This window comes from Roseomonas populi (assembly GCF_024594815.1).
Taxonomy (GTDB): domain Bacteria; phylum Pseudomonadota; class Alphaproteobacteria; order Acetobacterales; family Acetobacteraceae; genus Roseomonas; species Roseomonas populi.
On sequence record NZ_JANJOU010000027.1, the window covers coordinates 43,899 to 66,568 of the forward strand.

Sequence of the window (22,670 nt, forward strand, 5' to 3'; positions counted from 1 at the left end):
GCGCCCCACCCGACCACAGGCTTTCGCCGGCACGCAGCCTTCTGCGGCCCAGCCGTCGCGCGCGCCTTATTGTTCTTGAAAGATAACGAAAATGGCCACAAAGCAGGGCACCTCCGGCCCCGACATCCTCACCGGCACTGAGCTGGCCGATACCCTCTCAGGCCTCGGCGGCAACGACCAGATCTTCGCGGGCAAGGGAGACGATACCCTCAACGGCGGCGAGGGCGACGATCTCGTGGATGGTGGGGAGGGGGCCGACACCATCCAGGATTCCGGAGGCAATGACACGCTGCTCGGCGGGGCCGGCGCCGACCGGATCACCGTCTATTCCCCCGGCGCGGGCACGAAGGTCGACGCCGGCGAGGGCGACGACCTGGTGACCTTCGAAGGCGGGCCGGCTGCGGTCCTCCAGGGCGGCGCGGGCACCGACACGCTGAAGATCCGCGTGGCCACCATGACGGAGTTCTCCGTCTACAACGAGTTCGAGCGTTACGACGGCGAGTTCCGCATCGCCGGCACGGCGGCGGCGGATCATCTGGACTTCAGCAGCCTCACCGCGGCCAATCCCTATCGCGACGCGCAGGGCCGCGTGATCGGCATCACGGTCGAGGCCGGCGCGGGCGCCGACGAGGTGACAGGCACGAACGCGCGCGACGTCCTGAACGGCGGCGAAGGTGACGACCTGCTGCGCGGCGGCGAGGGCGACGACGTGCTGAACGGCGGGGAGGGCAGCGACACGCTGCACGGCGGCGACGGCAACGACAGCATCACGGACGCGTCGCAGAGCGGGACGAACAGCGCCTATGGCGGCCGCGGCGACGACCGGATCGAGGTGAACAGCGGCGCGGCGGGCGGCACGATCGACGGCGGCGAGGACAACGACACGATCCTCGTCAATGGCGGGGCCGCCATGACGGTGCTCGGCGGCTCCGGCAACGACATCATCCAGATCTACAACGCGGGGACCAGCCCGGACCGCCACAGGGTGGATGCCGGCGAGGGCGACGACACCGTGTCGCTCGACAGCACGGGCGCGATGAACCTCCAGGGCGGCGACGGGACCGACACGCTGCTGCTGCGGGGCGCCACGCTTGACCGGCTGGATGCTTCCATGGGCTTCGAGCGGCTGAAGATCGACTCCTATGGCGGCGTGAGCCTCAGGGGCACGGACGGGGCCAATACCATCGACTTTGGGCACCTCGCCCTCGTCGAGGGCAGCTACGGCGCCCGCGTCAATCTCGGGAAGGGAGACGACCTAGTGGTCGGCACCGCCCTGGCGGACACGCTCTACGGCCAGGAGGGCGACGACACGCTGGAGGGCGGCGCGGGCGACGACACGATCGACGGCGGCATCGACTACCCTGAGGGCGGCGGCATCGCCCCGGGCCTGGACTTCGCGAGCTACGAGCACGCCCTCTCCGGCGTCACCGTGGACCTCTCCATGCAGGGTCGGGTGCAGGACACGCTGGGCGCCGGCCGCGACACGCTGCAGAACATTGAGGGCCTGATCGGCAGTGCCTTCGCCGATGTCCTGAAGGGCTCGGCGAACGCCGACGTGCTGATCGGCGGGGCAGGGGACGACACCCTCTCCGGCGGCCAGGGCGCCGACCTGCTGGATGGCGGGGCGGGCGCCGACACCTACCGCTACGCCGCTTACGAGGAGATGTCCCCCGTCGGCACCGCCATCGCCGCCTCCGAGCGGATCATGCTGGACGCCGAGGACCGGATCGACCTCTCCGCCTTCGGGCAGGGCGCCATGCACGCCACCTACAGGGAAGGGCACACGATTCTCGTCGTCGGCGCCGGCAAGCTCACCGGCCAGATCGTGATCGAGGGCCAGTGGACCTTCAACGAGGTCGCGCCGGGCGTGCTGGCGCGGGGCGAGCCCTACCTGCCGGTGATCTCGGGCACGAAGGCGAATGACAGCCTCCATGGCACCGACATCGGCGAGGCGATCCGCGGCGGGGCTGGCCGCGACACAATCTGGGGCTTTGACGGCAATGACCGGCTGCTGGGCGAGGTCGGCAACGACACCCTCTACGGCGGGGGCGGCGCGGACACGATGATGGGCGGCGAGGGCAGCGATACCTACAACATCGAGGACACAGGCGACGTTGTGATAGAGAGGGAAAGCGAGGGAACCGATCAGGTCCTCTCCTGGATCGGGTCCTACACCCTCACCGACGGGGTCGAGAGCCTGATCCTCTTTGGCGACAAATCCCTCAATGGCACGGGCAATGCCCTCGCCAACCGGCTGATCGGCAACGGGCTGGACAACACCCTCTCCGGGGAGGGCGGCCACGACAAGCTGGAGGGTAATGGTGGCCGGGACACGCTGCTGGGCGGCGCGGGCAACGACTCCCTCTTCGGCGGCAGCGGGGACGACCTGATGGTGGGTAGCGAGGGAAACGACACCTACTACGTCGAGGACACGGGCGACGTGGTGGTGGAGAAGCCCGGCGAGGGCACGGACATCGCTCGCGTCAGCGCCGACTGGACCGTCTCGGCGGACATCGAGAAGGTAATCCTGACCGTCGCGGTGACGCTGATAGGCAACGGCGAGGCCAACATCGTCCAGGGCAGCGAAGGCGGCGACCACGTGCTCGGGCTCGGCGGCAACGACACGGTGAACGGCCTCGGCGGGAACGACCTGCTGGAGGGTGGCGAGGGTATAGACATCCTGTCCGGCGGCGAGGGAGGCGACACGCTCATCGGCGGCCTCGGCGCCGACCGGCTCTACGGAAATGCCGGCGCAGATGCGATCCGCTACGGCTCGGCCGCGGAAGGCCGCGACACGATATACGGCTTCGTCACCGGCGAGGACACGATCGAGGTCTCGGCCGCGGGCTTCGGGGGCCGGCTGGAGGCCGGCATCCTCGGCGCGGAGCACTTCACGGCCAACCTCACGGGCCGGGCGACCTCCGCGGCCGGGGTGGGGCAGTTCGTCTACGAGACCGACACCGGCCGCCTCTGGTGGGACGCGGACGGCGTGGGCGGGTCGGCCGGGACGCTGCTGGCCACACTCTCCGGCCAGCCGGCGCTTAGCGCCTCTGACATCCACCTCATAGCGTGATTGGCCGACGTCTGAGGGGCCGGGAACGTCTCGTCCGACGTTCCCAGCCTGCGTCCATCAAGCTGTTGGACAGCTCGAGAACGAGCCGCCGCAACCAGACGGCCCGATAATCCGGTGCTGACGTGCGAGACAGGTAGGGCAGAGAACGTCGCCACAATGGTCGGATTGGCTGCGACTTAGCCTTACTCATCCTCCTCAGGCGCTCTCCAATCCGCTCTCAGCAAGTGGTGCGGCTGCGCCTTCAAATAGAACTGGTCGGCAGCTTCGCGCCCAAGCCGGACGCCTAGCCCCGCGCGTCAACATCCCGGAAGCAGCTGTTGACCCATGCCGTAAGGTCAGCACCGGCGCACGTGCCCTCCGACATCCTTTCCCATTGATGGTAGTAGCGATCAGCCAAAATCAGACGTGAGTAGCTCTTACTGGCAGCAGGCCGACAATGAGTGGGTGCTTCCACCTGCAGAGGTTTAGCGGCTCGCAGCCTGAGCTTGCCTCCCCGAAGGTGGCCGGTGTCTCGACGGTACGGAACGAGCATGAACAGTCTGATACCGGCTCAGGACGGCAAAGCGCCATCGTTCCGAAGAACTCTGACGGCTCATATTCGGGGTACGCTTCAGCGGCGTGAATGGCGAAGGCCAGTTGCAGGACCATCGTCACCAGGGCTAGGCCATGCCTACCCACGCCGGGAAGTCTATCCGGGCTGGATCGCCGCGATGCGGATGATCTCGGCATAGCGGGTCGTCTCCGAGATGATGAAGTCGCGGAAGGCCGCTTCTGAACCAGGCATCGGGCTGCCGCCCAGCCGGGAGAGTTCTCCCCGAACCCCGTCATCGGCGAGCGCCTCGTTCACCGCCGCGTTCAGCCGCGCCACCGTCTCTTCCGGTGTGCCCAGCGGGGCGCCGAGGCCGAACCAGGAGCCGCCCTCGTAGCCCGGCAGCGCCTCGGCCACCGTCGGGACCTCTGGCAACGCCTCGGCCCGTGCTGGACCCGTCGTCGCGACTGGCACCAGCCGTCCGGCTCGGACATGGGGCATGGATGAAGGTGCAGGATCGAACATCACCTGAGCGCGCCCTTCCATCAGGTCGGCGAGCGCCTGTGCCGACCCTGGGTACGGGACGAGGGCGAGCTGCACCCCGGCCATGTGCTGGAACAGCTCGATCGCGATGTGCTGGGGCGTGCCGACGCCCGCGTAGGCCACCCGCACCGTCCCGGGTCGCGCCTGGGCATGGCTGATGAGCTCCGGCACGGACCGCACGGGCAAGGAGGGGTGCACCTCCACAATGAGGGGGACGCGCGCGATCCCAGCGACAGGGATGATGTCGCGGGCGAAGTCGAAGTCCAGATTGGGGAACAGGGTCGTGTTGATGGCGTTCACCGGCCCGCAGAGGATCAGCGTCCCTCCGTCGGGTGCAGAACGGACCACATCGCGCGTGGCGTTGTTCCCGCTTGCCCCCGGACGGTTCTCGACAAGGACAGGCACCCCGAGTCGGGCCGAAAGAGGTGGCGCGATGATCCGCGCCGCGATGTCGAGCGGCCCGCCCCTTGGGAAGCCGACGATGATCCGGACCTCCGATGCGGGATAGGGCCGTGCCAGCAGGCGTGGCGGCAGGGCCGCAACGAGGCCCGCCCCTCCCAAGATCCTTATCAGTGAGCGCCGACCGATCTCCATCGTCTGCCTCCCGTGTCTGGAGCCGGGGCAAGGGATAGAGGACGGACCGCACCGCGAACCATGTGGTAGGGGAAACGATTTCGATATGCTGGGCGTATGACGCTGGATCTGCGGCAACTCCGCTACTTCGTTGCCGTCGCCGAGGAGGGGCATATCACCCGGGCGGCGGAGCGCCTCGGCATGGCCCAGCCCCCGCTGAGCCAGCAGATCAAGGCGCTCGAGGACCGGCTAGGGCTGCGCCTCTTTCACCGCAAGGCTCGCGGCGTGGAGCTGACCGAAGGTGGTGCGGCTCTCCTGGAGGAGGCCCGGATTATCCTCGCCCGGCTGGAGCAGGCGGAGCGCTCGGCCCTCAGCGCCGCCCGCGGCGAGCAGGGGCAGCTCCGCGTCGGCGTCGCACCGACCGCCCCCTTCCACCCCTTCGTGCCGCGGGTCATCCGGGCCTTCCGGGAAGCCTTTCCGGGCGTGACCCTGACGATGGAGGAGTGTCTCAGCCGCCAGGCCGTGGCAGGCCTGAAGGATGCGCGGCTCGACGTCGCCTTCGTGCGGGCCGAGATCGAGGATGCCGAGCTGACCGTGCATCGGTTGATACGGGAGCCGATGGTCGTCGCCCTTCCCGCGGCGCATTCCCTTGCCGCTCCGTCCACGCCCAGCCCCCTGGCCGCTTTCGCAGGCGAGACCTTCATCGCCTTCGCCCGCCAGGAGGGCCCCGGCATCTTCGACGCCACCGCCGCCGCCTGCCTCCGGGCCGGGTTCTCACCGCATATCGGGCAGGAGGCTCCGCGCATCACCTCGACCCTCGGTCTCGTCGCGGTGGGCCTAGGGATCGCCATCGTCCCGGCCTCGATGCGGCACGTGCGGATGGACGGAGTTGCCTACCGCGAGCTGGTGGAGGAGGACCGCCCGGCCGTGCCGCTCGACCTCGCGCTGCGCCGTGGTGGGGCCTCCGCTGCCATCCGGAACTTCACCGATCTCGTCCGGCGTGCGGCGAGGGAGCACGCCATTGAAGCGGCCCCTGATGGATGTCCGCCTCTTGGTGCCCGATCAGGGTTGGACGTGGGCTCAGCGTGAACCTGCGAGCGCCCGCTTCGGTGCACTGCTTGCCCCAGAGCAGACAGGCCGTTCACGGCCATGAAGCGACACGAATGCCGAGCCCTACCGGGCGAGGTTCATCTCACGCAAAAACGAGGCGGCGCCGCGGTGCTCCGCCTCCAGCCTGGAGCCGAAAGCCGCAGCGTCGAGCGGTGGCGCGATCTGGCCGGTATTGGACGCCATGGCGCGGTAGGCCTCGCTCCGCATCGCTTCCAGGCACGCAGCCTCGAGCCGCCGCAGCACCGGCTCCGGTGTTCCCCTCGGCGCCATGATGCCGCCAAAGCCGCGCCAGTCCACCGGGAAGCCAAGCTCCTTGAGGGTCGGAACTTCCGGCAGGCTGGGCTGCCGGTCGTCGGCGACGACAGCCAGGGGCCGCAGGTCTGTGCCACGGATGGTGGCGTAGGTGGGCATCGAAAAGGCGAGCGCACCCGACTGCGTGTCCAGGATCATCTGGGGGGAGCTGCGGTAGGGCACCGGTGTCATGCGGGCGCCCGCTCGCTTGGCGAGTTCGAGCGCGACGAGGTTGCCCACAGTGCCCGGGCCGGCGTCGCCCCAGGTAAGTTGCTCTGGCCGGGCCCGGCCGGCCGCCAGCAGGTCCCCGAGCGTGCGGTGGGGCGATTTGGCCGGAACGGCCACCACGAAGATGTTCTCGAAGGTCTGGCAGACTGGCTGGAGCGCGCCCCAGGCATAGGGCAGGCCTGGCACCATGAACGGCAAGGTCGTGAGCATGCCCGAGGGACCGAAGTAGAGCGTCGCGCCGTCCGGCCGGGCGGAGGCCGCGGCGGCGGCCCCAACCGCCCCGCCGCCCCCGTCTCGGTTCAGCACGACCACGTTGGCGCTCCCGCCGAGCGACGCCCTCAGCGCCTCTGCGAAGGGCCGTGCCATGATGTCCACCACGCTGCCGGCCGAGAAGGGGACGATCAGGGTGATGGTGCGCGGCACGCCGTCCTGCGCCAGGGCGGGGGGCGTCGCCATCGGCAGGGCAGCGATGGCGGCCATGGCCGCGGCGCCCAGGATCCTGCGGGTCGTCATACTCGTCTCCTATCAGCGCCCCTGTGGCGGGGCGTTCTCTCCGTTCAGCGGGCCGGCTCGATGCCCCGCAGGAGCTCGGCCTTCTCCGCGACGTCGCGCGCCAGGCGATCGGCGAAGGCAGCGGCGCCGGTGTGGTAAGCGGCAGGCTGCAGCGCCCGGCGGGCGGCGGCGCGATAGACCTCGTCTCCCGCCACCTCCGCGCAGGCGGCCTCCAGCCGGGCTAGGCGCTCGGGCGGGGTGCCGGCCGGCGCCATCAGCCCGCCGAAGCTAGTCGGCGCCACGTCGAAGCCCTGCTCGGCGGCGGTCGGCACCTCGGGGAAGGCGGGGTTGCGCGCCGTGTCGAATACCGCGAGCAGCCGCATGTCCGTGCGGCCAGAAGCGGAGCCGAGCACGATGGCCGCGAAGTCGATCCGCCCGGCCAGCGCGTCCGTCATCACCGCGCCGTCGCCGCGATAGGGCACGTGCGTCACCTCGATCCCCGCGGCCCGCGCCCATTGCAGGATGGCGAGGTGCGGGATGGAGGCGATGCCGAGGGATCCGTAGGTCACGGCGCCCGGCGCGGCCTTCGCGGCGGCGACGAGGTCGGCCAGGTTCCGCAGCGGCGAATCCGCCCGCACCGCGATGGCCTGCGCGTTGGCGAACATCTGGCAGATCGGCCGCAGCGCATCGGGCCGCAGGCCGGAGTTCGGCTGCGTGACGGGCAGGACGGAGAGCACCAGCGCCGGGACGAAAGCCAGGGCGTAGCCGTCCGGCGCCGATCGCGCGACGCCGAGCGTGCCGACCGCGCCCGCCGCGCCGTCCCGGTTCACCACCACGACGGGCTGGCCGAGGCGCTGCTGGAGGCCGGCGGCCATGGCGCGCGCCATGAGGTCGGTCGCGCCGCCGGCGGGATAGGGGTTCACCACCTGGATCGGGCGGGCGGGGAAGGCTTCCTGCGCGCGGGCTGGCAGGGCGGCGGCCAGGGCCAGGGCGGCCAGGGCCAGGGCGCGGCGCGGGCTCATCGCGCATCCCCCTGGGCGAGGCCCATCTCGCGCAGGAAGGTGCCGGCGTTGCGGTACTCGGCCTCCAGCCGCGCGCCGAAGGGGATGGCCCCGAGGGGCGCGACGACCTGGCCCGTGTTGTCCGCGATCGTGCGGTAGCCGGCATCGGCGGCTGCGCGCAGGCAGGCGGCCTCCAGCCGCGCGCGCAGGGCGGGCGGCGTGCGGCGGGGGACCAGGATGCCGCCGAAGCCGCGCCAGTCCACGGGGAAGCCCAGCTCCTTCAGGGTCGGGACGTCGGGCAGGCCGGGCTGCCGCTCATCCGCCGCCACGGCGAGGACGCGCAGGTCGGTGCCGCGCACGGTGGCGAAGGTGGTCATGGAGAAGGCGAGGGCGCCGGACTGCGTGTCGATGATCTGCTGGGGGGAGCTGCGGTAGGGTACATGGGTCATGGAGACGCCCGCGCGCCGCCCCAGTTCGAGCGCGATGAGGTTGCCGACCGTGCCGATGCCGGCATCGCCCCAGCTCATCGCTTCCTCCTTCGCGCGCGCCGCCGCCAGCACGTCGGCCACCGTGCGGAAGGGCGAGTTGGCGGGCACGACCATGAGGAAGATGTTCTCGAAGGTTTGGCAGACCGGTTCCAGCGCGCCCCAGGCATAGGGCAGGCCGGCGACGAGGAAGGGCCGCGTGGTCAGCATGCCCGAGGGGCCGAAGAAGAGCGTGGCGCCGTCCGGCCTCGCCGAGGCGACGGCGGCCGCGCCGACAGAGCCGCCCCCGCCGTCCCGGTTCAGCACCACGACGGCCGTGCCAGGATCGAGGGCGGCGCGCAGGGCCTCCGCGAAGGGGCGGGCCATGATGTCCACCACGCTGCCGGCGGAGAAGGGCACTACCAGCGTCACCGTGCGCGGCACCTCCTGCGCGTGCGCCAGGGCCGGCACCGCCAGCACTGCTGCGGCCAGGCCTCGTCTTCCGATCATCTCTGCTCTCCTCCCCCGCCGCGTCGTTGCGCTGGCCTATTCCTGCGCGATCACCGCGTCCGCCCAGGCGCAGCCCGAGGTGAAGGGGCCGGGGTTCGGGTCCGGCGCGCGCACGCCGCGGCGCGCGGCGTCCATCGCGATGGCGCGCATCCGCGCCCGGCCGTCCTCGGGCATGTGGAAGCGCTCATGCCCCCAGAGAGTCGGGCCGTCGAAGGTCTCGTGCGGCTGCCAGCTGGTCGGGTCGATCACGCGCGCGCCCCAGCCGTACTCGACGAAGAAGCCCGACGGCGTGTTGGCGTAGAAGGAGGTCATGTGGTCGTTGGTGTGGCGCCCCAGCCCGAAGGCAAGCCGCCCTTCTTCGGTCCGCGCGATGTCGTGGCCCTGCCCCACGTCGTCGAGCGCGCCGAGCTCCACCATGAAGTGATGCAGGCCGGAGCGGCCCGAGCCCACCATCGCGAAGGAGTGGTGCCGCCCGTTCATGTGGAAGAAGTAGAGCGGGTATGGATGGCGCGACCAATCGGTGACGCTGAAGCCGAGTAGGTCGCGGTAGAAGGGAATTAGCGCGTCCGCATCCGCCACGTGCAGCACCGCGTGTCCCATGCCCAGCGGCCCCGTGCGGAAGCCCGTGATGGCACGGCCCGGGGTGAAGGGGCTGTCGGCGCGCACCGGGCCGTGAAAGGCCTCCAGCCGCGTGCCCTGCGGGTCCTGGAAGGTGATGAGGTCGGCCACCTGCCGCTCCGCCGCGAGCGCGCGCGACCCGCGCGCGACGGCGGTGCCCGCCGCGCCCAGCCGTGCCGCCAGATCGTCCAGCGCGGCGGTGTCCGCCACCTCCCACCCCACCGTGGCGGGGGCGGCGCGGTCGGAGACGAGGAGGCGCTGCGTGCGGTCGTCCATGCGGAAGGCCCGCATGCCGCCCCCGCGGTCCACCGCCTGCATGCCGAGCAGGCGCGTGGCGAAATCATCCCAGTCGGCGAGCCGGTCCGAGCCGATCACCATGTAGCCGAGGGATTGGATCGTCATGGCTATTCCTCCTGGACGACGGGGTTGCGCAGGGTGCCGATGCCGGAGATCTCCACCTCTGCCACGTCGCCCGGCTGCATCCAGAGCGGCGGGTTCCGCTTCGCGCCCACCCCGCCCGGCGTTCCGGAGACGATCACGTCGCCCGGTAGCAGCGGCAGGATGGTGGAGATGTAGGCGATCAGCCGCGGGACGGAGGTGATGAGCAGGTCCGTCGTGGTGTGCTGCACCACCTCGCCGTTCAGCCGCGTCTCCAGCATCAGCTTCGAGGGGTCGGGGATCTCGTCCGTCGTGACCAGCCAGGGGCCGAAGCCGCCGGTGCCGGCGAAGGTCTTTCCTGCCAGGAACTGGGTGGTGTGCAGCTGCCAGTCGCGCACGCTGCCCTCGTTATAGCAGGAGTAGCCGGCGACATGCTTCAGCGCGTCGGCCTCCGCGACGTGGCGACCCTCCGTGCCGATTACCACGGCCAGCTCGCCCTCGTAGTCGAAGCGCTCCGACACCTTCGGGCGCACTAGCGGCTGCCCGTGCCCGACCTGGCTGCCGGCGTAGCGGCCGAAGAGGGCGGGGTTCGCCGTCTCCGTGCGGCCGGTTTCGGCCACGTGGTCGCGGTAGTTCAGGCCCACGCAGATGATCTTGTCGGGATCGGGGATCACCGGCAGCAGGCGCAGGCCGGAGAGCGGGCGGCGCGGGGCGCCCGCGGCGGTGGTGCGCGCCTCCTCCAGCAGGCCGGCGGCCAGCAGGCCGCGCAGCCCCGTGGCGCGGCCTTCGAAGGCGGCGGTGAGGTCGGCGACGACGTCGCCCTCCACCGCACCGAAACCCTGGCCGCCATCCGCCTCGAACGAAACGAGCTTCATGTCATCATCCCTGTCGCCATCGGGTCACAGCGCATCGGCCAGCGCCCGCATCTCCGCCGCGTCGCGTGCGGCCCCCAGCACGTGGCGGTCGGGGCGCAGCAGCACCGCCTCCGCCCCGGCCTCGTCCAGCATCGCGCCCACGCCCGGTGCGGCATCGGCCACCAGCACGGCGCCGCGCGCTGAGAGGTGGTCCAGCATCTCGTTCGGCAGGGCGGCGGCAAAGCCGGGGCGCATCACGGCCGCGAAGCGCAGCCCCACCCGGTCGTCCAGGGGCGTCCCGTCCGACAGGCGCGGCTGGGAGAGGAGGCGCCCGGCTGGCCCGGCCCAGCCCGCGGAGGGGCCGGGGCCGAGGGCCGGGCGCACGGGCACTAGCCGCTGCGCCCCGCCGCCCTGCAGCACGTCGGAGGAGACCACGGCCTCCATCGCCTTCGTGTTGATCAGACCGCCGATCCGCACGGCCTCGCGGATGTAGCCCTCCACGTGCGGCGCGCGCTCGGTGCCGTAGCTGTCCAGCAGCGCGTCCTCCGCCTCGCCGCTCAGCACGCGGGCGAGCTTCCAGGCGAGGTTGGCGGCGTCCCGGATGCCGGCGCACATGCCCTGGCCGAGGAAGGGGGGGGTCTGGTGCGCGGAATCCCCGGCCAGGATCAGCCGCCCCTCGCGCCAGCGCCGGGCGACGGTGCTGTGGAAGGTGTAGATGGCGGACCGCTCGATCGTCGCGTCCTCCGGCGTGATCCAGCGCGACAGCAGCGGCCAGGCGCCCTCCGGCCGGACCAGCGCCGCGGAGTCGTCCTCCGGCCGCAGCGCGATCTCCCAGCGGCGCCGGTTCCCGGTGCCCCGCACATAGGTGGCGGAGCGCGCGGGATCGCAGTGCTGCACGGAGTGGTCGCCCAGGTCCGGGCGCGGGCGGCGCAGCAGCGCGTCCAGCACCAGCCAGCGCTCGTGGAAGCCGAGATCCTCCATCGGCTCGCCGATCCAGCGGCGGACGAGGGAGCGGGCGCCGTCGCAGCCCACCACGTAGCGGGCGGAGGCGCGCTCGATGCGGCCGTTCGTGAGGTCCTCGTAGCGCAGCCCGACCGCGTCCGCGCCCGGCTCCAGCGCGAAGACATCCGCGCGCTGCCGGACGGTGACGGAGGGCCAGCGCTCCAGGCCTCCGCGCAGCACCGCCTCCAGCTCTGGCTGGTGGAAGCGGTAGGAGACGTTCCAGCCCTGCGGCCCAACGCCCGACGGGCGCGACCAGTCCAGCAGCAGCCGCCCCCCCGCGTCCACGAAGCGCATCCCCGGCGAGACGTGGGTGATCGGCAGGATCGCCTCCGCCAGGCCCATGGACTGGAAGATCCGCATCACCTCGTCGTCGAAGTGGACGGCGCGGGGCAGGTGGTAGGCGGTCGCTTCCCGCTCGATCACCAGCGTGCGGACGCCGCCCGCCCCCAGCAGGTTCGCCAGCGCGGCGCCCACCGGCCCGTAGCCGATGATTACGATGTCCCAGCTCTCCCCGCTCATGGCGCGGCCTCCAGCCATGCCAGGCCGCCGGCGCGCAGGGCGGCCTCGCCCTCGCTTCCCGGCCCGGGCAGGTCCGCGGGCACCGTCCGGCCCGCGCGGCGCAGGCGCCAGGCGAGGAAGCGGTGGCCCGGCGCGTCGCCAGCATCCGGCAAGGGCAGGGGCGGCACGGCGCCGGGGGTGGCCGGCACCATCCAGTCATGGTCGTAGATCGCATCGCGGCGCAGGACGCGCCAGGCGCCATCCTCCCGCCGCTCCACCCGATCCAGGAAGCGCATATTGGTCTGCCCGATCATCTCGGCGCCCTCCACCGGGCCGCGCATGCAGAGCAGCACGTCCGTCTCCGCGAGCGCGCGGCCGCCGCGCAGCAGCACGCGACCGCCGCACATCACGTGCTTGGAGTAGGAGACGCTGCGCCGCGCGCGGCAGGTCTCCACGAAAACGGCGAAGGGGCCGTCGAACCAGCTCACGGCGATGCGGCCATCCGGCTGGAAGGTGGCGGCCAGGGCGTCCCAGTCGCCGGAATCGCGGGCGAAGCCCCAGGCCTCGATCACGCGGCGGATGGCAGCTCGGTCCGCCTCCTCGCCGGCGGGGCCGGGCAGGCCGGGATGCGCCGCCATGGTCAGGATCTCGCTCATTCGATTGGCACCTCCAGCTCCCGCACCAGCCGCCCGAGCGTCGCGCGCTCGCGCTCCATCATCGTGGCCAGGGCGGCGGGGCCGTCGGCGGAGACGACGGCCCCGAGTTCCCGCAGCAGGCGGTCGCGCAGCTCCGGCGCGGCCAGCGCGCGCGCCGCGTCGGCCGCGATCCGCTCCGCCAGCGCGGGTGGCATTCCGCCCGGGCCGAGCAGGGCGAACCAGCCGCCCATCTCGAAGGCCGGCAGCGTCTCGGCCGCCGTCGGCACCTCCTCCAGCCCCGGGAAGCGCGCGGCGGAGGTGATGGCGACAGGGGTGAGCAGCCCGGCGCGGAGCTGCGGTGTGATCAGGGGCGTGCCGTCGATTACCAGGTCAGTGCGGCCGGCCACTGTGTCCTGCAGGGCTTGCGGGCTGACGCCGTAGGGCACGTTCGTCAGGCGGATGCCGAGGCCGCGCGCCAGCTGCTCCCCGGCGAAGCGCGGCAGGCTCGTGGCGCCGCCGGTGGCGAAGGTCAGTCCCTCCCGCGATTCCCGAGCGCGGGCGGCGAGTTCCGGCAGGGTGCGGACGCCGAGACCCGGCCGCGCCGCCAGCACAAAGGGGGTGGTCATCGCCAGCGTCACCGGCGTCAGGTCCCGCGCCGGGTCGAAGGGCATGGCCCGCATCAAGTGCGCGTTCAGCACAAGAGGAGAGGCCTGCGAGAAGAGCAAGACGTGGCCGTCCCGCTCGGACCGGGCGGCCGCCTGGGCGCCGATGTTGCCGCTACCGCCGCCGCGGTTGTCCACCACCACCGGCTGGCCCCAGATCGTCGAGAGGCGGTCCGCCAGCAGTCGCATTGCCGTGTCCGGCCCGCTCCCCGCGCCGGCGGAGACGATCACCCGCACGGTTCGCATAGGGAAGCTGCCGGTTTGGGCCCGGGCCGTGCGCTGCACCGTGCCGAGGGCAAGGCCCGCCCCGCAGGCGAGCATCCCCCGCCGTCCCACCTGCATGGTTCGCTTCCTCCGCTGGCCATCGGCCTTGGGAAAGCTATAGGCCCGCCGTTTCAGGGGCGGCGAGCGTGATCTTCGATCTGTCCGCCTGGTGAACCGCTACCCCGCGCCCGCTGCCAGCCCGGCCTCGATCTCCCGCGCCGTCTCCTGAAGCGGGCCAAGGCACTGGCGGACGCCCTCATCCCTGCCCAGCACGCGCGCCATCCACACCACGTTGATGGTGCCGAGAACGCGCCCGCCTACCCGGATCGGCACGCCGATCGAGGCGGTGTGCGGCCAGGGCGGCTGCCCGCCGAGTCGGATACCGTAGCCGCGCCGCCGCGTGGCGGAGAGAAGGCGCGCGACCCCCGCTGCGTTCCGGGCCATCGCGTCAAGCGGATCGTCCGAGGCGGCGAGGAGCCGGAGCAGCGCTGTCCGCTCCGCCTCCGGCGCGAAGGCGAGATAGGCGATGCCGAGCGTGCTGGTGAGCGGCGGTATGCGCCGCCCGACCATACCGCGGTCGATTGAGAAGGGCGCGATCCGGTGCGTGGTGTCGCGGATGATCATGCGGGTTCCCTCCAGCGTCGCCAGGTCTGACGGCCAGAGGATACGCGCGGTCAGCGCGACGAGCGCAGGCTTTGCCACGGCCGAGATCCAGTGCTCGTCCTCGAAGCCCTCGGACAGCTCGCGCACGCGCAGCCGCAGGAGAAAGCGGTCTTCCGAAGTGCCGCGCGCGACGTAGCCGTCCTCCAGCAGCGTCTGCATGATCCGGTAGACCGTGGCGCGCGAGAGCCCCGTCTCGCGCGACAAGGTGACGACGCTCGCCGCCCCGTGCCGGTTCAGGGCCGCAAGGACAGCGAGGCCGCGGGACAGGGCGCGGATCGGCTTGGGCTGCACGACGATCGCCTCCCCAGGCGCGGCGACGGCCGCGCGCACCTGAGGATCGACCGGCCGAAGGGGCGCGGCAAGATAGCGGGCGGTTTCGCCTCGGCCGGTGCGCGCGGCTATGTAGATGGGCCGGCCCGCCGGGGTAGCAAGTCGCCAAATTGGCCAGATTGCGACATCTAAGGCGACCCCTTTTCAGCGCTTCACACCTTGTGAGCCTTCATCCACTCCTGACCAGCCGCTTGCCTCGGGTCACGCCGGTGTGGGGCAAATTCCTCGCCAGCATGGCTTAGTGCTGGGTGGTGAGCGGGATGACGACGGCCGGGTACTCCGAGCCCTGCGCCTTGTGGATCGTGGTCGCGTAGGCCAGCACCAGCTCGTCCAGCTCCCCGAAGCTGAGGTGCCTTGAGGTGTCCCGGCGGAAGTGGTCCGGATCTGGTGTTAGTTTTTCGGCGGATTTCCCCATGATGGCGAGGGAGATTGGCCATGAAGAAGAAGCGGTTCTCGGTCGAGCAGATTGTGTCGGTGCTGAAGCAGGCGGAGCTGGGCCTGCCGGTGGCTGACCTGGTTCGACAGGTCGGCATATCCGAACAGACGTTCTACCGATGGAAGAAGCAGTACGCGGGCCTGCAATCGGAGCAGGTGCGGGAGTTCAAGCAGGTCACGGAGGAGAACGCCCGGCTGAAGCGGCTGGTGGCCGAGCTGAGCCTGGACAAAGCCGTGCTGCAGGACGTGCTGTCAAAAAAATTCCCCGGCCCGCGGTCATGAAGGAGGTGGTCGCCTATGTGACGGCGAGCCATGGCTTCAGTGAACGGCGGGCCTGCGCCCTGACGCGCCAGCACCGCTCGACGCAGCGCAAGCCGAGCACGCGGGATCCGCGCCTCGAGATCCGGCAGAGGATGCACGAGATCGCCCGGACGCGGATCCGGTATGGCTATCGCCGGCTCCAGGTGATGCTGCGGCGTGACGGCTGGGCCGTGGGCAAGAACCTGGTGTGGCGGTTGTACCGCGAGGAAGGGCTGGCGCTGCGCAGCAAGCGGCCGAGGCGCCGCAAGATGGTGGTCCAGCGGGAGGCGCGCTGCGCGCCGAAGCGGCCGAACGAGGCGTGGAGCCTGGACTTCATCCAGGATCAGCTGAGCAGTGGCGGGAGGTTCCGTGCACTGACGGTGGTCGACGTGTTCAGCCGCGAGGGCCTGGCCATTGAGGTCGGACAGCGGCTCCGGGGCGAGCACGTGGTCGAGGTGCTGAACCGCCTCGTCGGGGAGCGCGGGGCACCGAAATACCTGTTTGCGGACAACGGCGCGGAGTTCACCGGCCGCCTCGTGGATCTCTGGGCCTACCACCACGGCACGCGGATCGACTTCTCGCGGCCGGGCAAGCCAACGGACAACGCCTTCATCGAGACCTTCAACGGCTCACTGCGGGACGAATGCCTGAACCTGCACTGGTTCGAGACGCTGGCCGAGGCGCGGCGGGAGATCGAAGCTTGGCGCCGGGACTACAATGAGAGCCGTCCTCACATGGCCCTTGGCCAGAGGACGCCGCAGGAATACCGTTCTCTGGCAAGCCTTTCAGGGCTGTCGGAGGGCTCCGTAGCCGGCGAAGGCTAACGCTGGACCTGGACCACAAAACCCAAGCGCCTCAACCCCATACGACACTAAAAATCTGCCCGGACGCCCTCGTGGGGGCTGGTCAATGGTCCAGCGCATCGGCAAGGATCCCCGTCCTTGTCGGCGTCTGCGAGGGGTTCGTGGGCAACCGCATGCTCACGGCCTATTGGCGCAAGGCTGGCTTCCTGCTGGAGGAGGGTGCCAGCCCGGCGCAGATCGACGCCGCCATGCAGGACTTTGGCATGGCCATGGGGCTGCTCGCTATGGCGGAACTAGCCGGTTTGGACATCAACTGGGCCACCCGGAAGCGCCTCGCGCCGACACGCCCGGAGCACCTCCGCTACTCCAGGGTGGCGGACCGGATCTGCGAACTCGGCTGCTTCGGTCAGAAGACCGGGGCGGGATACTACCGCTACGAGACGGGGAGCCGCACGCCCCTGCCGGACCCAGTCGTGGACGACATCATCAAGGAATGCGCGCGGGAGGCAGGCATCGTTCGTCGGCCCATGAGGGATACCGAGATCGTCGACCGCTGCGTCCTCGCCCTGGTGAACGAGGGCGCCTACATCCTGGAGGACGGCATCGCCCAGCGTGCCTCCGACATCGACTTGGTTTACGTGAACGGGTACGGTTTTCCCGCATTCCGTGGTGGTCCGATGTTCCACGCGGACACGCTCGGCCTTCCGGCGGTGTCGGACCGCATCGACGTGGTGCCGGACCGAGGGCGAGCACTGGAAGCCCTCGGCCCTCCTCAGGCGCCTCGGCGAGGCGAACGGGCACTTCAGCGCGTAGATCGCAACCAGTACCTCCCAGGCTGGCCCGCCTCGGGCTGGCCTGTCATCGTCCTGCCAAGAACACTGGGGGGAGGAAGCGTTGCGATACGACCTGACGGACCTAAGGCTCTTCCGCGCCATTGCGGAGGCGTCCAGCCTCTCCGTGGGTGCGGCGAAGGTCTACCTCTCCGCCGGGTCAGCCAGCCCGCGGCTCAAGAACTTTGAACATACCGCGGGCACCCAGCTCTTCCACCGGACCACCCGCGGGATGGACCTGACCCCTGCGGGCGAGATGCTGCTGCAGCACGTCGCGCGAGTTCTCTCCGATGTCGAGATGATGCACGGGGAGCTGGCTGCCTTCGCGAAGGGGATGCGCGGCAGCATCCGCCTGCAGGCCAACAGCAGCTCGATCAGCAGCCATCTTCCCAAGGCGCTCGCGATGTTCATGGCGGACAACCCTCAGGTCAACATCGAGCTGGACGAGCAGAACAGAGACGAGATCGTGCTGGCGGTACGGGACGGCGCCGCCGATCTGGGTGTCCTGGCGAGCGAGACGGAGTCTGGTGGCCTCCAGTCATTCCCGTTTGCCCAAGACCGGCTGGTTATCGTCACGCCTAAGGGACATGTCCTGGCCGACGCTGGCCAGATTAGGCTGCTTGACGCGCTGGACCACGGCTTCGTCGGGATGAGCCGCAGCAGCAGCAACTTCCAGTTCCTGGTACAGACAGCGACCCGCCTTGGACGTCACCCGAACGTCCGCATCCATGTAGACAGCTTCCAGGTGCTGCTGCAGTTCGTCGCCAGCAATGTGGGTATAGGTCTCGTACCCTACAGCATCTATCAGAACCTTAACGCCTCTACTGGTTACGCCGCGGTCGAGCTGACAGACGCTTGGGCACGCCGCTCGTTGAAAATAGTGACCCGGGATGTCGATCGCCAGCCGCCGTTCATGCGGTCCCTCCTTGAGCACCTTCTGAAGTTCTCGGAGAGAGGATGAGGCCATCGTTGGGCGTGGTAGAGATGACCCAAGATCAGCTGCTTGACTCCCGGATCGCCTGGGTCCGTCTCTGCGTCATCGTGGCGCTCTCAACGATCGGCGGGGTCGGCATGTGGTCCGCCATCGTGACGATGCCCTATGTGCAAGCGGAGTTCGGCGTGTCCCGTGGCGCCGCATCCCTCGCATACACGCTCACCATGCTGGGTTCCGGAGCCGGTGGCATTCTGATGGGCCGCCTCTCCGACCGGCTCGGCCCGATGAAGCCGCTGCTGGGTGCGACGGTGATGCTGGCCGGCGGGTATGCCCTCGCGGGACTGGCGCCGGGCCTCACCGCCTACACCCTGGCGCAGGGCCTGCTCATCGGGATGCTCGGCGCCTCCGCGGTGTTCGGGCCGCTGATGGCGGAAGCGTCCCTCTGGTTCCAGCGGCGCCGGGGCATTGCCGTGGCCATCGCGGCGTCCGGCAACTACCTGGCGGGGGCCGTCTGGCCACCCATCCTGAGCTGGCTGATCTCGGCGCATGGCTGGCGCATGGCCCATCTGATCGTCGGCGCCACATGTCTGGTGATGATGCTGCCCCTCTCCCTGATGCTGCGGGTACGTGCGCCGGGGTTCGGGGGCGGGGTATCGCGACAGGCCCCGGACGGGATCCGGCCCCTGGGCCTCTCGCGCGGGGGACTGACGGTTATCCTGTCCGCCGCTGGCGTTGCCTGCTGTGTCGCCATGGCCATGCCCCAAGTCCACATCGTCGCCTACTGTGGCGACCTCGGCTACGGCGTCGCGCGGGGCGCGGAGATGCTCTCGGTTATGCTCGCCTGCGGGATCGTGTCCCGCCTGGGATCCGGCTTCGTCGCCGATCGCATCGGCGGGCTTCGCACGCTGCTGCTCGGCTCCGTCCTGCAGGGATCCGCCCTGTCGCTCTTCCTGTTCTTCGACGGCCTTACCTCACTCTTCGTGCTGTCGGCCCTCTTCGGCCTGGTCCAGGGGGGCATCGTGCCGTCCTACGCCGTGATCGTGCGGGAGACCTTCCCCGCTTCCGAGGCCGGGATGCGGGTCGGCATCGTCCTTATGGCGACCCTCGCCGGGATGGCCCTGGGTGGCTGGCTGTCCGGCGTCATCTTCGATGTGACCGGCAGCTACGCCGCGGCTTTCCTCAACGGCGTCGCCTGGAATATGGCGAACGTGCTGATCATCACGACACTGGTGCTGCGCAGTCGCACTCGACTTACCGTCGTGTAGACTGAAGTCAGGACACCCGACTGGGAAGACCCGACGAAGATCGTCTTGAGTGCTCAACCGGCATCGCCGTATCTGGCTGGAAGCAGCAGTTCCGCTGTCCAGCGGCTCGTGGGAGAATGTTACTAGTGGGTGAATTCCGGTGCTGATGAGCCATAGGGCGCGCCATGGGTCCTTGTTCCATGACCTCGCGTCTGCGCAGGCCGTCTCAACGACAGACGGCCGCGCGTGAAGGCTTTTGCCCAAGTGTTCTTCGGCTGGCGAGTGGTGGGAGCGGCCTTTGTTCTGGCCATGTTCGCCTGGGGCGTTCACTTCTATGGCCTGCCGATCTTCCTCCAGGTCCTGCACGCCTCGCGTGGATGGCCCGTGTCGGTGGTGTCCGGCGCTATCACAGCGCACTTCCTTCTCGGGGCGGCCGTGGTCGGCAACCTCGCCGCCCTGCATCGCCGCTTCGGCCTTGTCGCGGTCACCAGGGCAGGCTTGCTTCTGACGGCTCTCGGGCTGCTCGGCTGGGCCTTCGCGGCGGTCCCTTGGCAGCTATACCTCGCCGCGCCGGTCACCGGCGCGGGGTGGGCCCTGTCCAGCGGCGCCGCCCTGAACGCGATGGTCTCGCCCTGGTTCGCCCGCCGCCGCCCGGCCGCGCTCGGCATGGCGTTCAACGGGGCCAGCGTGGGTGGCGTGGTCTTCTCCCCGCTCTGGGTTGTCCTCATCGCGGAGGTGGGTTTCCACACGGCAGCCGTGATGGTCGCTTCCGTCATCGTCGTGGTGGGCTGGTTGCTGTCGGGGCGCTATCTCGGCCCGACCCCGGCCACCATGGGGCTGCTGCCGGACGGTGACGCGCCGTCCCTGCTGCAATCCACGCCGGGGGACAGGTCACGTGCGGTAGAGGCGGAGCCCTTCTTGAAGGCGTGGCATGACCGACGCTTCGTGACGCTCACGGCGTCGACGACCCTCGGGTTCTTTGCGCAGATCGGCCTCGTGGCCCACCTGTTTTCATTGCTGGCACCGACTCTGGGCGCCGGGGTCGCGGGCCTGACGATGAGCGGAGTGACGGCCTGTGCCATCAGTGGGCGCTTCCTGCTCGGGGCTGCGATGCCCCAGGAGGCGGACCGACGAGTGGTTGCCGCCGCCAATGCCGCAATGCAGGCGCTAGGCTCGGTCATTCTGCTGTGCGCCGGACCGTCGGTACCGCTGCTGCTGCTGGGCTGTGCTCTCTTCGGTCTGGGCCTCGGTAACAGCACCTCCCTGCCCGCACTGATCGCGCAGGCGGAGTTCCGTCCAGCCGACGTGGCGTGGGTGGTGGGGTTGGTCACGGCGATCAGCCAGGCGGGCTACGCCTTCGCACCTGCCGCCTTCGGCTTTCTGCGTGACATCGGCGCGACGGGCTCCTCGATGAACGAGGGCGTCCTGCTGTTTGCCACGGCAGCCATCGTCCAGTCGGCGTCTGCTGGCATGCTGCTGCTGGCACGCAGATCCGTGCCTGGCTCAGAATAGGAAGTACGTCCGGCTCTGTCGCGTTCCGCCTGGGCGACTCTCTCTCTCTACATTGTCGTAGCAATAAATTCGCCCAGCTGATCGATCGGGGTGTACGGTCGTGACAGCAGTAAGGCCTGCCGAAGATGCCCCAACACCTGCAGCTAGGCACCGACCTGCAACGACCAGGCGCCTCGGCCTTCAGGCCTCGACAGGGCTGCAGGGGGAGAGCGGATCAGGTCACGGGGGGGGGGTAGCCGCCCAGGCCCGGTGTCGGCTGCCCTGCTGGCGGGCACCCACGGGCCATGCGTGACGGCCAGCGACAGCGAAGGGAGGCGGCAGTCGAGGAGGGTCGCAGTCTCCGGCAACGCTGGCAGCGGCAAGTTCACCCTAGCCAGACAGCTGGCTCAGCTAACCGACCTGCCCTGCACGTGATCGACCGCATCCAGTACCTGCCTGGAGGGGCGAAGGTGCCCCACGACGAGTACCCGCGGATTTACGGTGAACTGCTGCGCCAGGAGGCATGGATCAAGGTTGGTGGAGCGCCCCCCATTTCAACCGGACAGGCGGCGTAACCTGAGGACCTAGGCTGAAGCCTAGGCATACGCCTATGTCCAATGCCGTTGAGCGCGTCGAAATCATCACCGGTCGCGAGCGTCGCAGGCGCTACAGTGCCGCCGAGAAGGTCCGGCTCGTCGAGGAGACCGCTCAGCCGGGCATGACGGTCTCGGCCGTTGCCCGGCTCCACGGCGTCTCGCCCAGCCTGCTGTTCGGGTGGAGGCGTCGTATGGCCGAGGGTGGCCTGGAAGCGGTCCGGGCGGACGACGACGTGGTCGCCGCCAGCCGCGTCCGCGAACTCGAGGCCAAGGTCCGGGACCTCGAGCGCTTGCTCGGTCGCAAGACCATGGAGGCCGAGATCCTGCGGGAGGCGTTGGACGCTGCCCGGGGGAAAAAGCCCGGCTTGCGGCTGCCGTCGCCGCCTCCGGCCGGTTCCCGGTGAAGGCCGTGGCCGATACCCTGGGCGTCGCCCGATCCAATCTGGTCGAGCAGCTGAAAGGTCCGGGACGCCGCCGCGGCCCCTACCAGCGCGGGGGCGACGACGCGCTCCTGGCCGAGATCCGCGCCATCACCGATGCGCGGCCCACCTACGGCTACCGGCGCGTTGCTGCCTTGCTAAACCGGGCCCGGCGAGTTGCCGGTGAACCGCCGGTCAACCGTAAGCGCGTCCTGCGCCTCATGCGGCGCGCCTCGCTCACGCTGCAGCCCAACACCGCGAGACGCGTCATCCGGACGCATGAGGGCAAGGTCGTCGCGCCCGCGTCGAACCGGCGCTGGTCCTCTGACGGCCTGGCCATCCCCTGCTGGAACGGCGAGGCCGTCCACGTCGCGTTCGCCATCGACACCCACGACCGCGAGGTCATGGCCTGGGTCGCTACGGCCGGTGGGGGCATCAGCGGTGAGATGATCCGCGACATGATGCTCGCCTGCGTCGAGGGCCGGTTCGGCGACGTCCGCGCACCCCATCCCGTCCAGTGGCTGGCCGACAACGGCTCGCCCTACACGGCCAAGGGCACGGTCGACTTCGCGACCGCCCTGAACCTGGTTGCCTGCTTTACCCCGGTCCGCAGCCCGGAAAGCAACGGGGTCTGCGAGGCGTTCGTGAAGACCCTCAAGCGCGACTATGCCCGGGTGAACCCCCGCCCGGATGCCCTCACCGTGCTGCAGCAGCTCCCCGCCTGGTTCGAGGACTACAACGCCGCCCATCCCCACTCCGGCTTGCACATGCTCTCACCCCGTGAGTTCATCGCAAGCCAGTTGTCGACCCCAGTCACCTGTCCGGTTTGATGGGGAGCACTCCAGTTGGCTGCGGCTGTGCCGCCTCGGCGTGGGAGAGGTTCGCGACCGCAGATACCCT

General features: G+C 70.0%; 17 protein-coding genes and 3 pseudogenes. 9 read left to right on the forward strand and 11 right to left on the reverse strand.

Features of this window, described 5'->3' with window-relative positions; translation table 11 throughout:
- The first annotated feature begins 91 nt into the window (after positions 1-91).
- Positions 92-3,073 (forward strand): hypothetical protein, encoded by a 2,982-nt coding sequence (locus tag NRP21_RS23270; protein ID WP_308219929.1) that lies wholly within the window; start codon positions 92-94, stop codon positions 3,071-3,073.
- A 688-nt stretch (positions 3,074-3,761) separates the two neighbouring features.
- Here the strand turns inward: NRP21_RS23270 and NRP21_RS23280 are convergent.
- Positions 3,762-4,706 carry a Bug family tripartite tricarboxylate transporter substrate binding protein gene (locus NRP21_RS23280; RefSeq protein WP_257718633.1) on the reverse strand — a complete coding sequence of 315 codons (945 nt, stop codon included), beginning with the start codon at positions 4,704-4,706 and terminating at the stop codon, positions 3,762-3,764.
- A 129-nt stretch (positions 4,707-4,835) separates the two neighbouring features.
- Between NRP21_RS23280 and NRP21_RS23285 the strand changes: the two genes are divergently transcribed.
- On the forward strand, positions 4,836-5,807 hold the full coding sequence (locus NRP21_RS23285; protein ID WP_257718634.1) for a LysR substrate-binding domain-containing protein: 972 nt from the start codon (positions 4,836-4,838) through the stop codon (positions 5,805-5,807).
- Between the two features lie 84 nt (positions 5,808-5,891).
- Here the strand turns inward: NRP21_RS23285 and NRP21_RS23290 are convergent, their stop codons facing one another.
- From NRP21_RS23290 to NRP21_RS23335, 10 genes and pseudogenes are all read right to left on the reverse strand, one after another.
- Positions 5,892-6,860 carry a tripartite tricarboxylate transporter substrate binding protein gene (locus NRP21_RS23290; protein WP_257718635.1) on the reverse strand — a complete coding sequence of 323 codons (969 nt, stop codon included), beginning with the start codon at positions 6,858-6,860 and terminating at the stop codon, positions 5,892-5,894.
- Positions 6,861-6,904: 44 nt separating this feature from the next.
- The gene (locus tag NRP21_RS23295) at positions 6,905-7,861 is read right to left on the reverse strand and encodes a tripartite tricarboxylate transporter substrate binding protein (RefSeq protein WP_257718636.1); all 957 of its coding nucleotides are present in this window, start codon (positions 7,859-7,861) and stop codon (positions 6,905-6,907) included.
- Positions 7,858-8,814: a tripartite tricarboxylate transporter substrate binding protein gene (locus NRP21_RS23300; RefSeq protein WP_257718637.1), complete on the reverse strand. Its 957-nt coding sequence runs from the start codon at positions 8,812-8,814 to the stop codon at positions 7,858-7,860. The genes NRP21_RS23295 and NRP21_RS23300 overlap by 4 nt, the downstream gene beginning before the upstream one ends.
- Positions 8,815-8,850: 36 nt before the next feature.
- Positions 8,851-9,834 (reverse strand): VOC family protein, encoded by a 984-nt coding sequence (locus NRP21_RS23305; protein WP_257718638.1) that lies wholly within the window; start codon positions 9,832-9,834, stop codon positions 8,851-8,853.
- Between the two features lie 2 nt (positions 9,835-9,836).
- Positions 9,837-10,685, reverse strand: a complete 849-nt coding sequence (locus NRP21_RS23310) for a fumarylacetoacetate hydrolase family protein (protein WP_257718639.1) — start codon at positions 10,683-10,685, stop codon at positions 9,837-9,839.
- A gap of 24 nt (positions 10,686-10,709) precedes the next feature.
- Complete coding sequence (gene mhpA, locus NRP21_RS23315) at positions 10,710-12,185, reverse strand: bifunctional 3-(3-hydroxy-phenyl)propionate/3-hydroxycinnamic acid hydroxylase MhpA (RefSeq protein ID WP_257718640.1); 1,476 nt, start codon at positions 12,183-12,185, stop codon at positions 10,710-10,712.
- A complete protein-coding gene (locus NRP21_RS23320; RefSeq protein WP_257718641.1) occupies positions 12,182-12,820 on the reverse strand; it encodes a nuclear transport factor 2 family protein in 639 nt (212 codons plus the stop codon). The genes mhpA and NRP21_RS23320 overlap by 4 nt, the downstream gene beginning before the upstream one ends.
- Entirely contained in the window at positions 12,817-13,803 is a 987-nt protein-coding gene (locus tag NRP21_RS23325; protein WP_257718642.1) for a Bug family tripartite tricarboxylate transporter substrate binding protein, read from the reverse strand. The genes NRP21_RS23320 and NRP21_RS23325 overlap by 4 nt, the downstream gene beginning before the upstream one ends.
- Before the next feature lie 99 nt (positions 13,804-13,902).
- Positions 13,903-14,718 carry a helix-turn-helix domain-containing protein gene (locus NRP21_RS23330; protein WP_257718643.1) on the reverse strand — a complete coding sequence of 272 codons (816 nt, stop codon included), beginning with the start codon at positions 14,716-14,718 and terminating at the stop codon, positions 13,903-13,905.
- A gap of 241 nt (positions 14,719-14,959) precedes the next feature.
- A pseudogene (locus tag NRP21_RS23335) lies at positions 14,960-15,061 on the reverse strand (ATP-binding domain-containing protein); the annotation flags it as partial.
- Between the two features lie 92 nt (positions 15,062-15,153).
- Here NRP21_RS23335 and NRP21_RS23340 point away from each other — a divergent pair.
- From NRP21_RS23340 to NRP21_RS23365, 7 genes and pseudogenes are all read left to right on the forward strand, one after another.
- Positions 15,154-16,277, forward strand: a protein-coding gene (locus NRP21_RS23340; protein WP_408639654.1) for an IS3 family transposase whose coding sequence is annotated in 2 segments (ribosomal slippage) — positions 15,154-15,418 and positions 15,418-16,277 — 1,125 coding nt in all. Because the reading frame shifts where the segments join, the coding sequence is not laid out codon by codon here.
- Positions 16,278-16,417: 140 nt separating this feature from the next.
- Positions 16,418-16,681, forward strand: a pseudogene (locus tag NRP21_RS28085) (3-hydroxyacyl-CoA dehydrogenase family protein); the annotation flags it as partial.
- A 532-nt stretch (positions 16,682-17,213) separates the two neighbouring features.
- A pseudogene (locus NRP21_RS28090) lies at positions 17,214-17,282 on the forward strand (hypothetical protein); the annotation flags it as partial.
- A 36-nt stretch (positions 17,283-17,318) separates the two neighbouring features.
- The gene (locus tag NRP21_RS23350) at positions 17,319-18,047 is read left to right on the forward strand and encodes a LysR substrate-binding domain-containing protein (RefSeq protein WP_257718646.1); all 729 of its coding nucleotides are present in this window, start codon (positions 17,319-17,321) and stop codon (positions 18,045-18,047) included.
- A 23-nt stretch (positions 18,048-18,070) separates the two neighbouring features.
- Positions 18,071-19,285, forward strand: coding sequence for an MFS transporter (locus NRP21_RS23355; protein WP_257718647.1), 1,215 nt, complete (start codon positions 18,071-18,073; stop codon positions 19,283-19,285).
- A 225-nt stretch (positions 19,286-19,510) separates the two neighbouring features.
- Entirely contained in the window at positions 19,511-20,776 is a 1,266-nt protein-coding gene (locus tag NRP21_RS23360; protein WP_257718648.1) for an MFS transporter, read from the forward strand.
- Between the two features lie 589 nt (positions 20,777-21,365).
- Positions 21,366-22,600 (forward strand): IS3 family transposase gene (locus NRP21_RS23365; protein ID WP_257718649.1). Its coding sequence is split into 2 segments (ribosomal slippage): positions 21,366-21,714 and positions 21,714-22,600, totalling 1,236 coding nucleotides; the frame shifts between segments, so codons are not numbered across the junction.
- Positions 22,601-22,670: the final 70 nt, after the last annotated feature.

Excerpts from the sequence above, each read along its gene's own strand:
- NRP21_RS23300 (WP_257718637.1), bottom strand. The coding sequence starts at position 8,814 with ATGATCGGAAGACGAGGCCTGGCCGCAGCAGTGCTGGCGGTGCCGGCC.
- NRP21_RS23290 (WP_257718635.1), bottom strand. The coding sequence starts at position 6,860 with ATGACGACCCGCAGGATCCTGGGCGCCGCGGCCATGGCCGCCATCGCT.
- NRP21_RS23270 (WP_308219929.1), top strand. The coding sequence starts at position 92 with ATGGCCACAAAGCAGGGCACCTCCGGCCCCGACATCCTCACCGGCACT.
- mhpA (WP_257718640.1), bottom strand. The coding sequence starts at position 12,185 with ATGAGCGGGGAGAGCTGGGACATCGTAATCATCGGCTACGGGCCGGTG.
- NRP21_RS23305 (WP_257718638.1), bottom strand. The coding sequence starts at position 9,834 with ATGACGATCCAATCCCTCGGCTACATGGTGATCGGCTCGGACCGGCTC.
- NRP21_RS23310 (WP_257718639.1), bottom strand. The coding sequence starts at position 10,685 with ATGAAGCTCGTTTCGTTCGAGGCGGATGGCGGCCAGGGTTTCGGTGCG.
- NRP21_RS23350 (WP_257718646.1), top strand. The coding sequence starts at position 17,319 with ATGGACCTGACCCCTGCGGGCGAGATGCTGCTGCAGCACGTCGCGCGA.
- NRP21_RS23295 (WP_257718636.1), bottom strand. The coding sequence starts at position 7,861 with ATGAGCCCGCGCCGCGCCCTGGCCCTGGCCGCCCTGGCCCTGGCCGCC.
- NRP21_RS23285 (WP_257718634.1), top strand. The coding sequence starts at position 4,836 with ATGACGCTGGATCTGCGGCAACTCCGCTACTTCGTTGCCGTCGCCGAG.
- NRP21_RS23355 (WP_257718647.1), top strand. The coding sequence starts at position 18,071 with ATGACCCAAGATCAGCTGCTTGACTCCCGGATCGCCTGGGTCCGTCTC.
- NRP21_RS23320 (WP_257718641.1), bottom strand. The coding sequence starts at position 12,820 with ATGAGCGAGATCCTGACCATGGCGGCGCATCCCGGCCTGCCCGGCCCC.
- NRP21_RS23325 (WP_257718642.1), bottom strand. The coding sequence starts at position 13,803 with ATGCAGGTGGGACGGCGGGGGATGCTCGCCTGCGGGGCGGGCCTTGCC.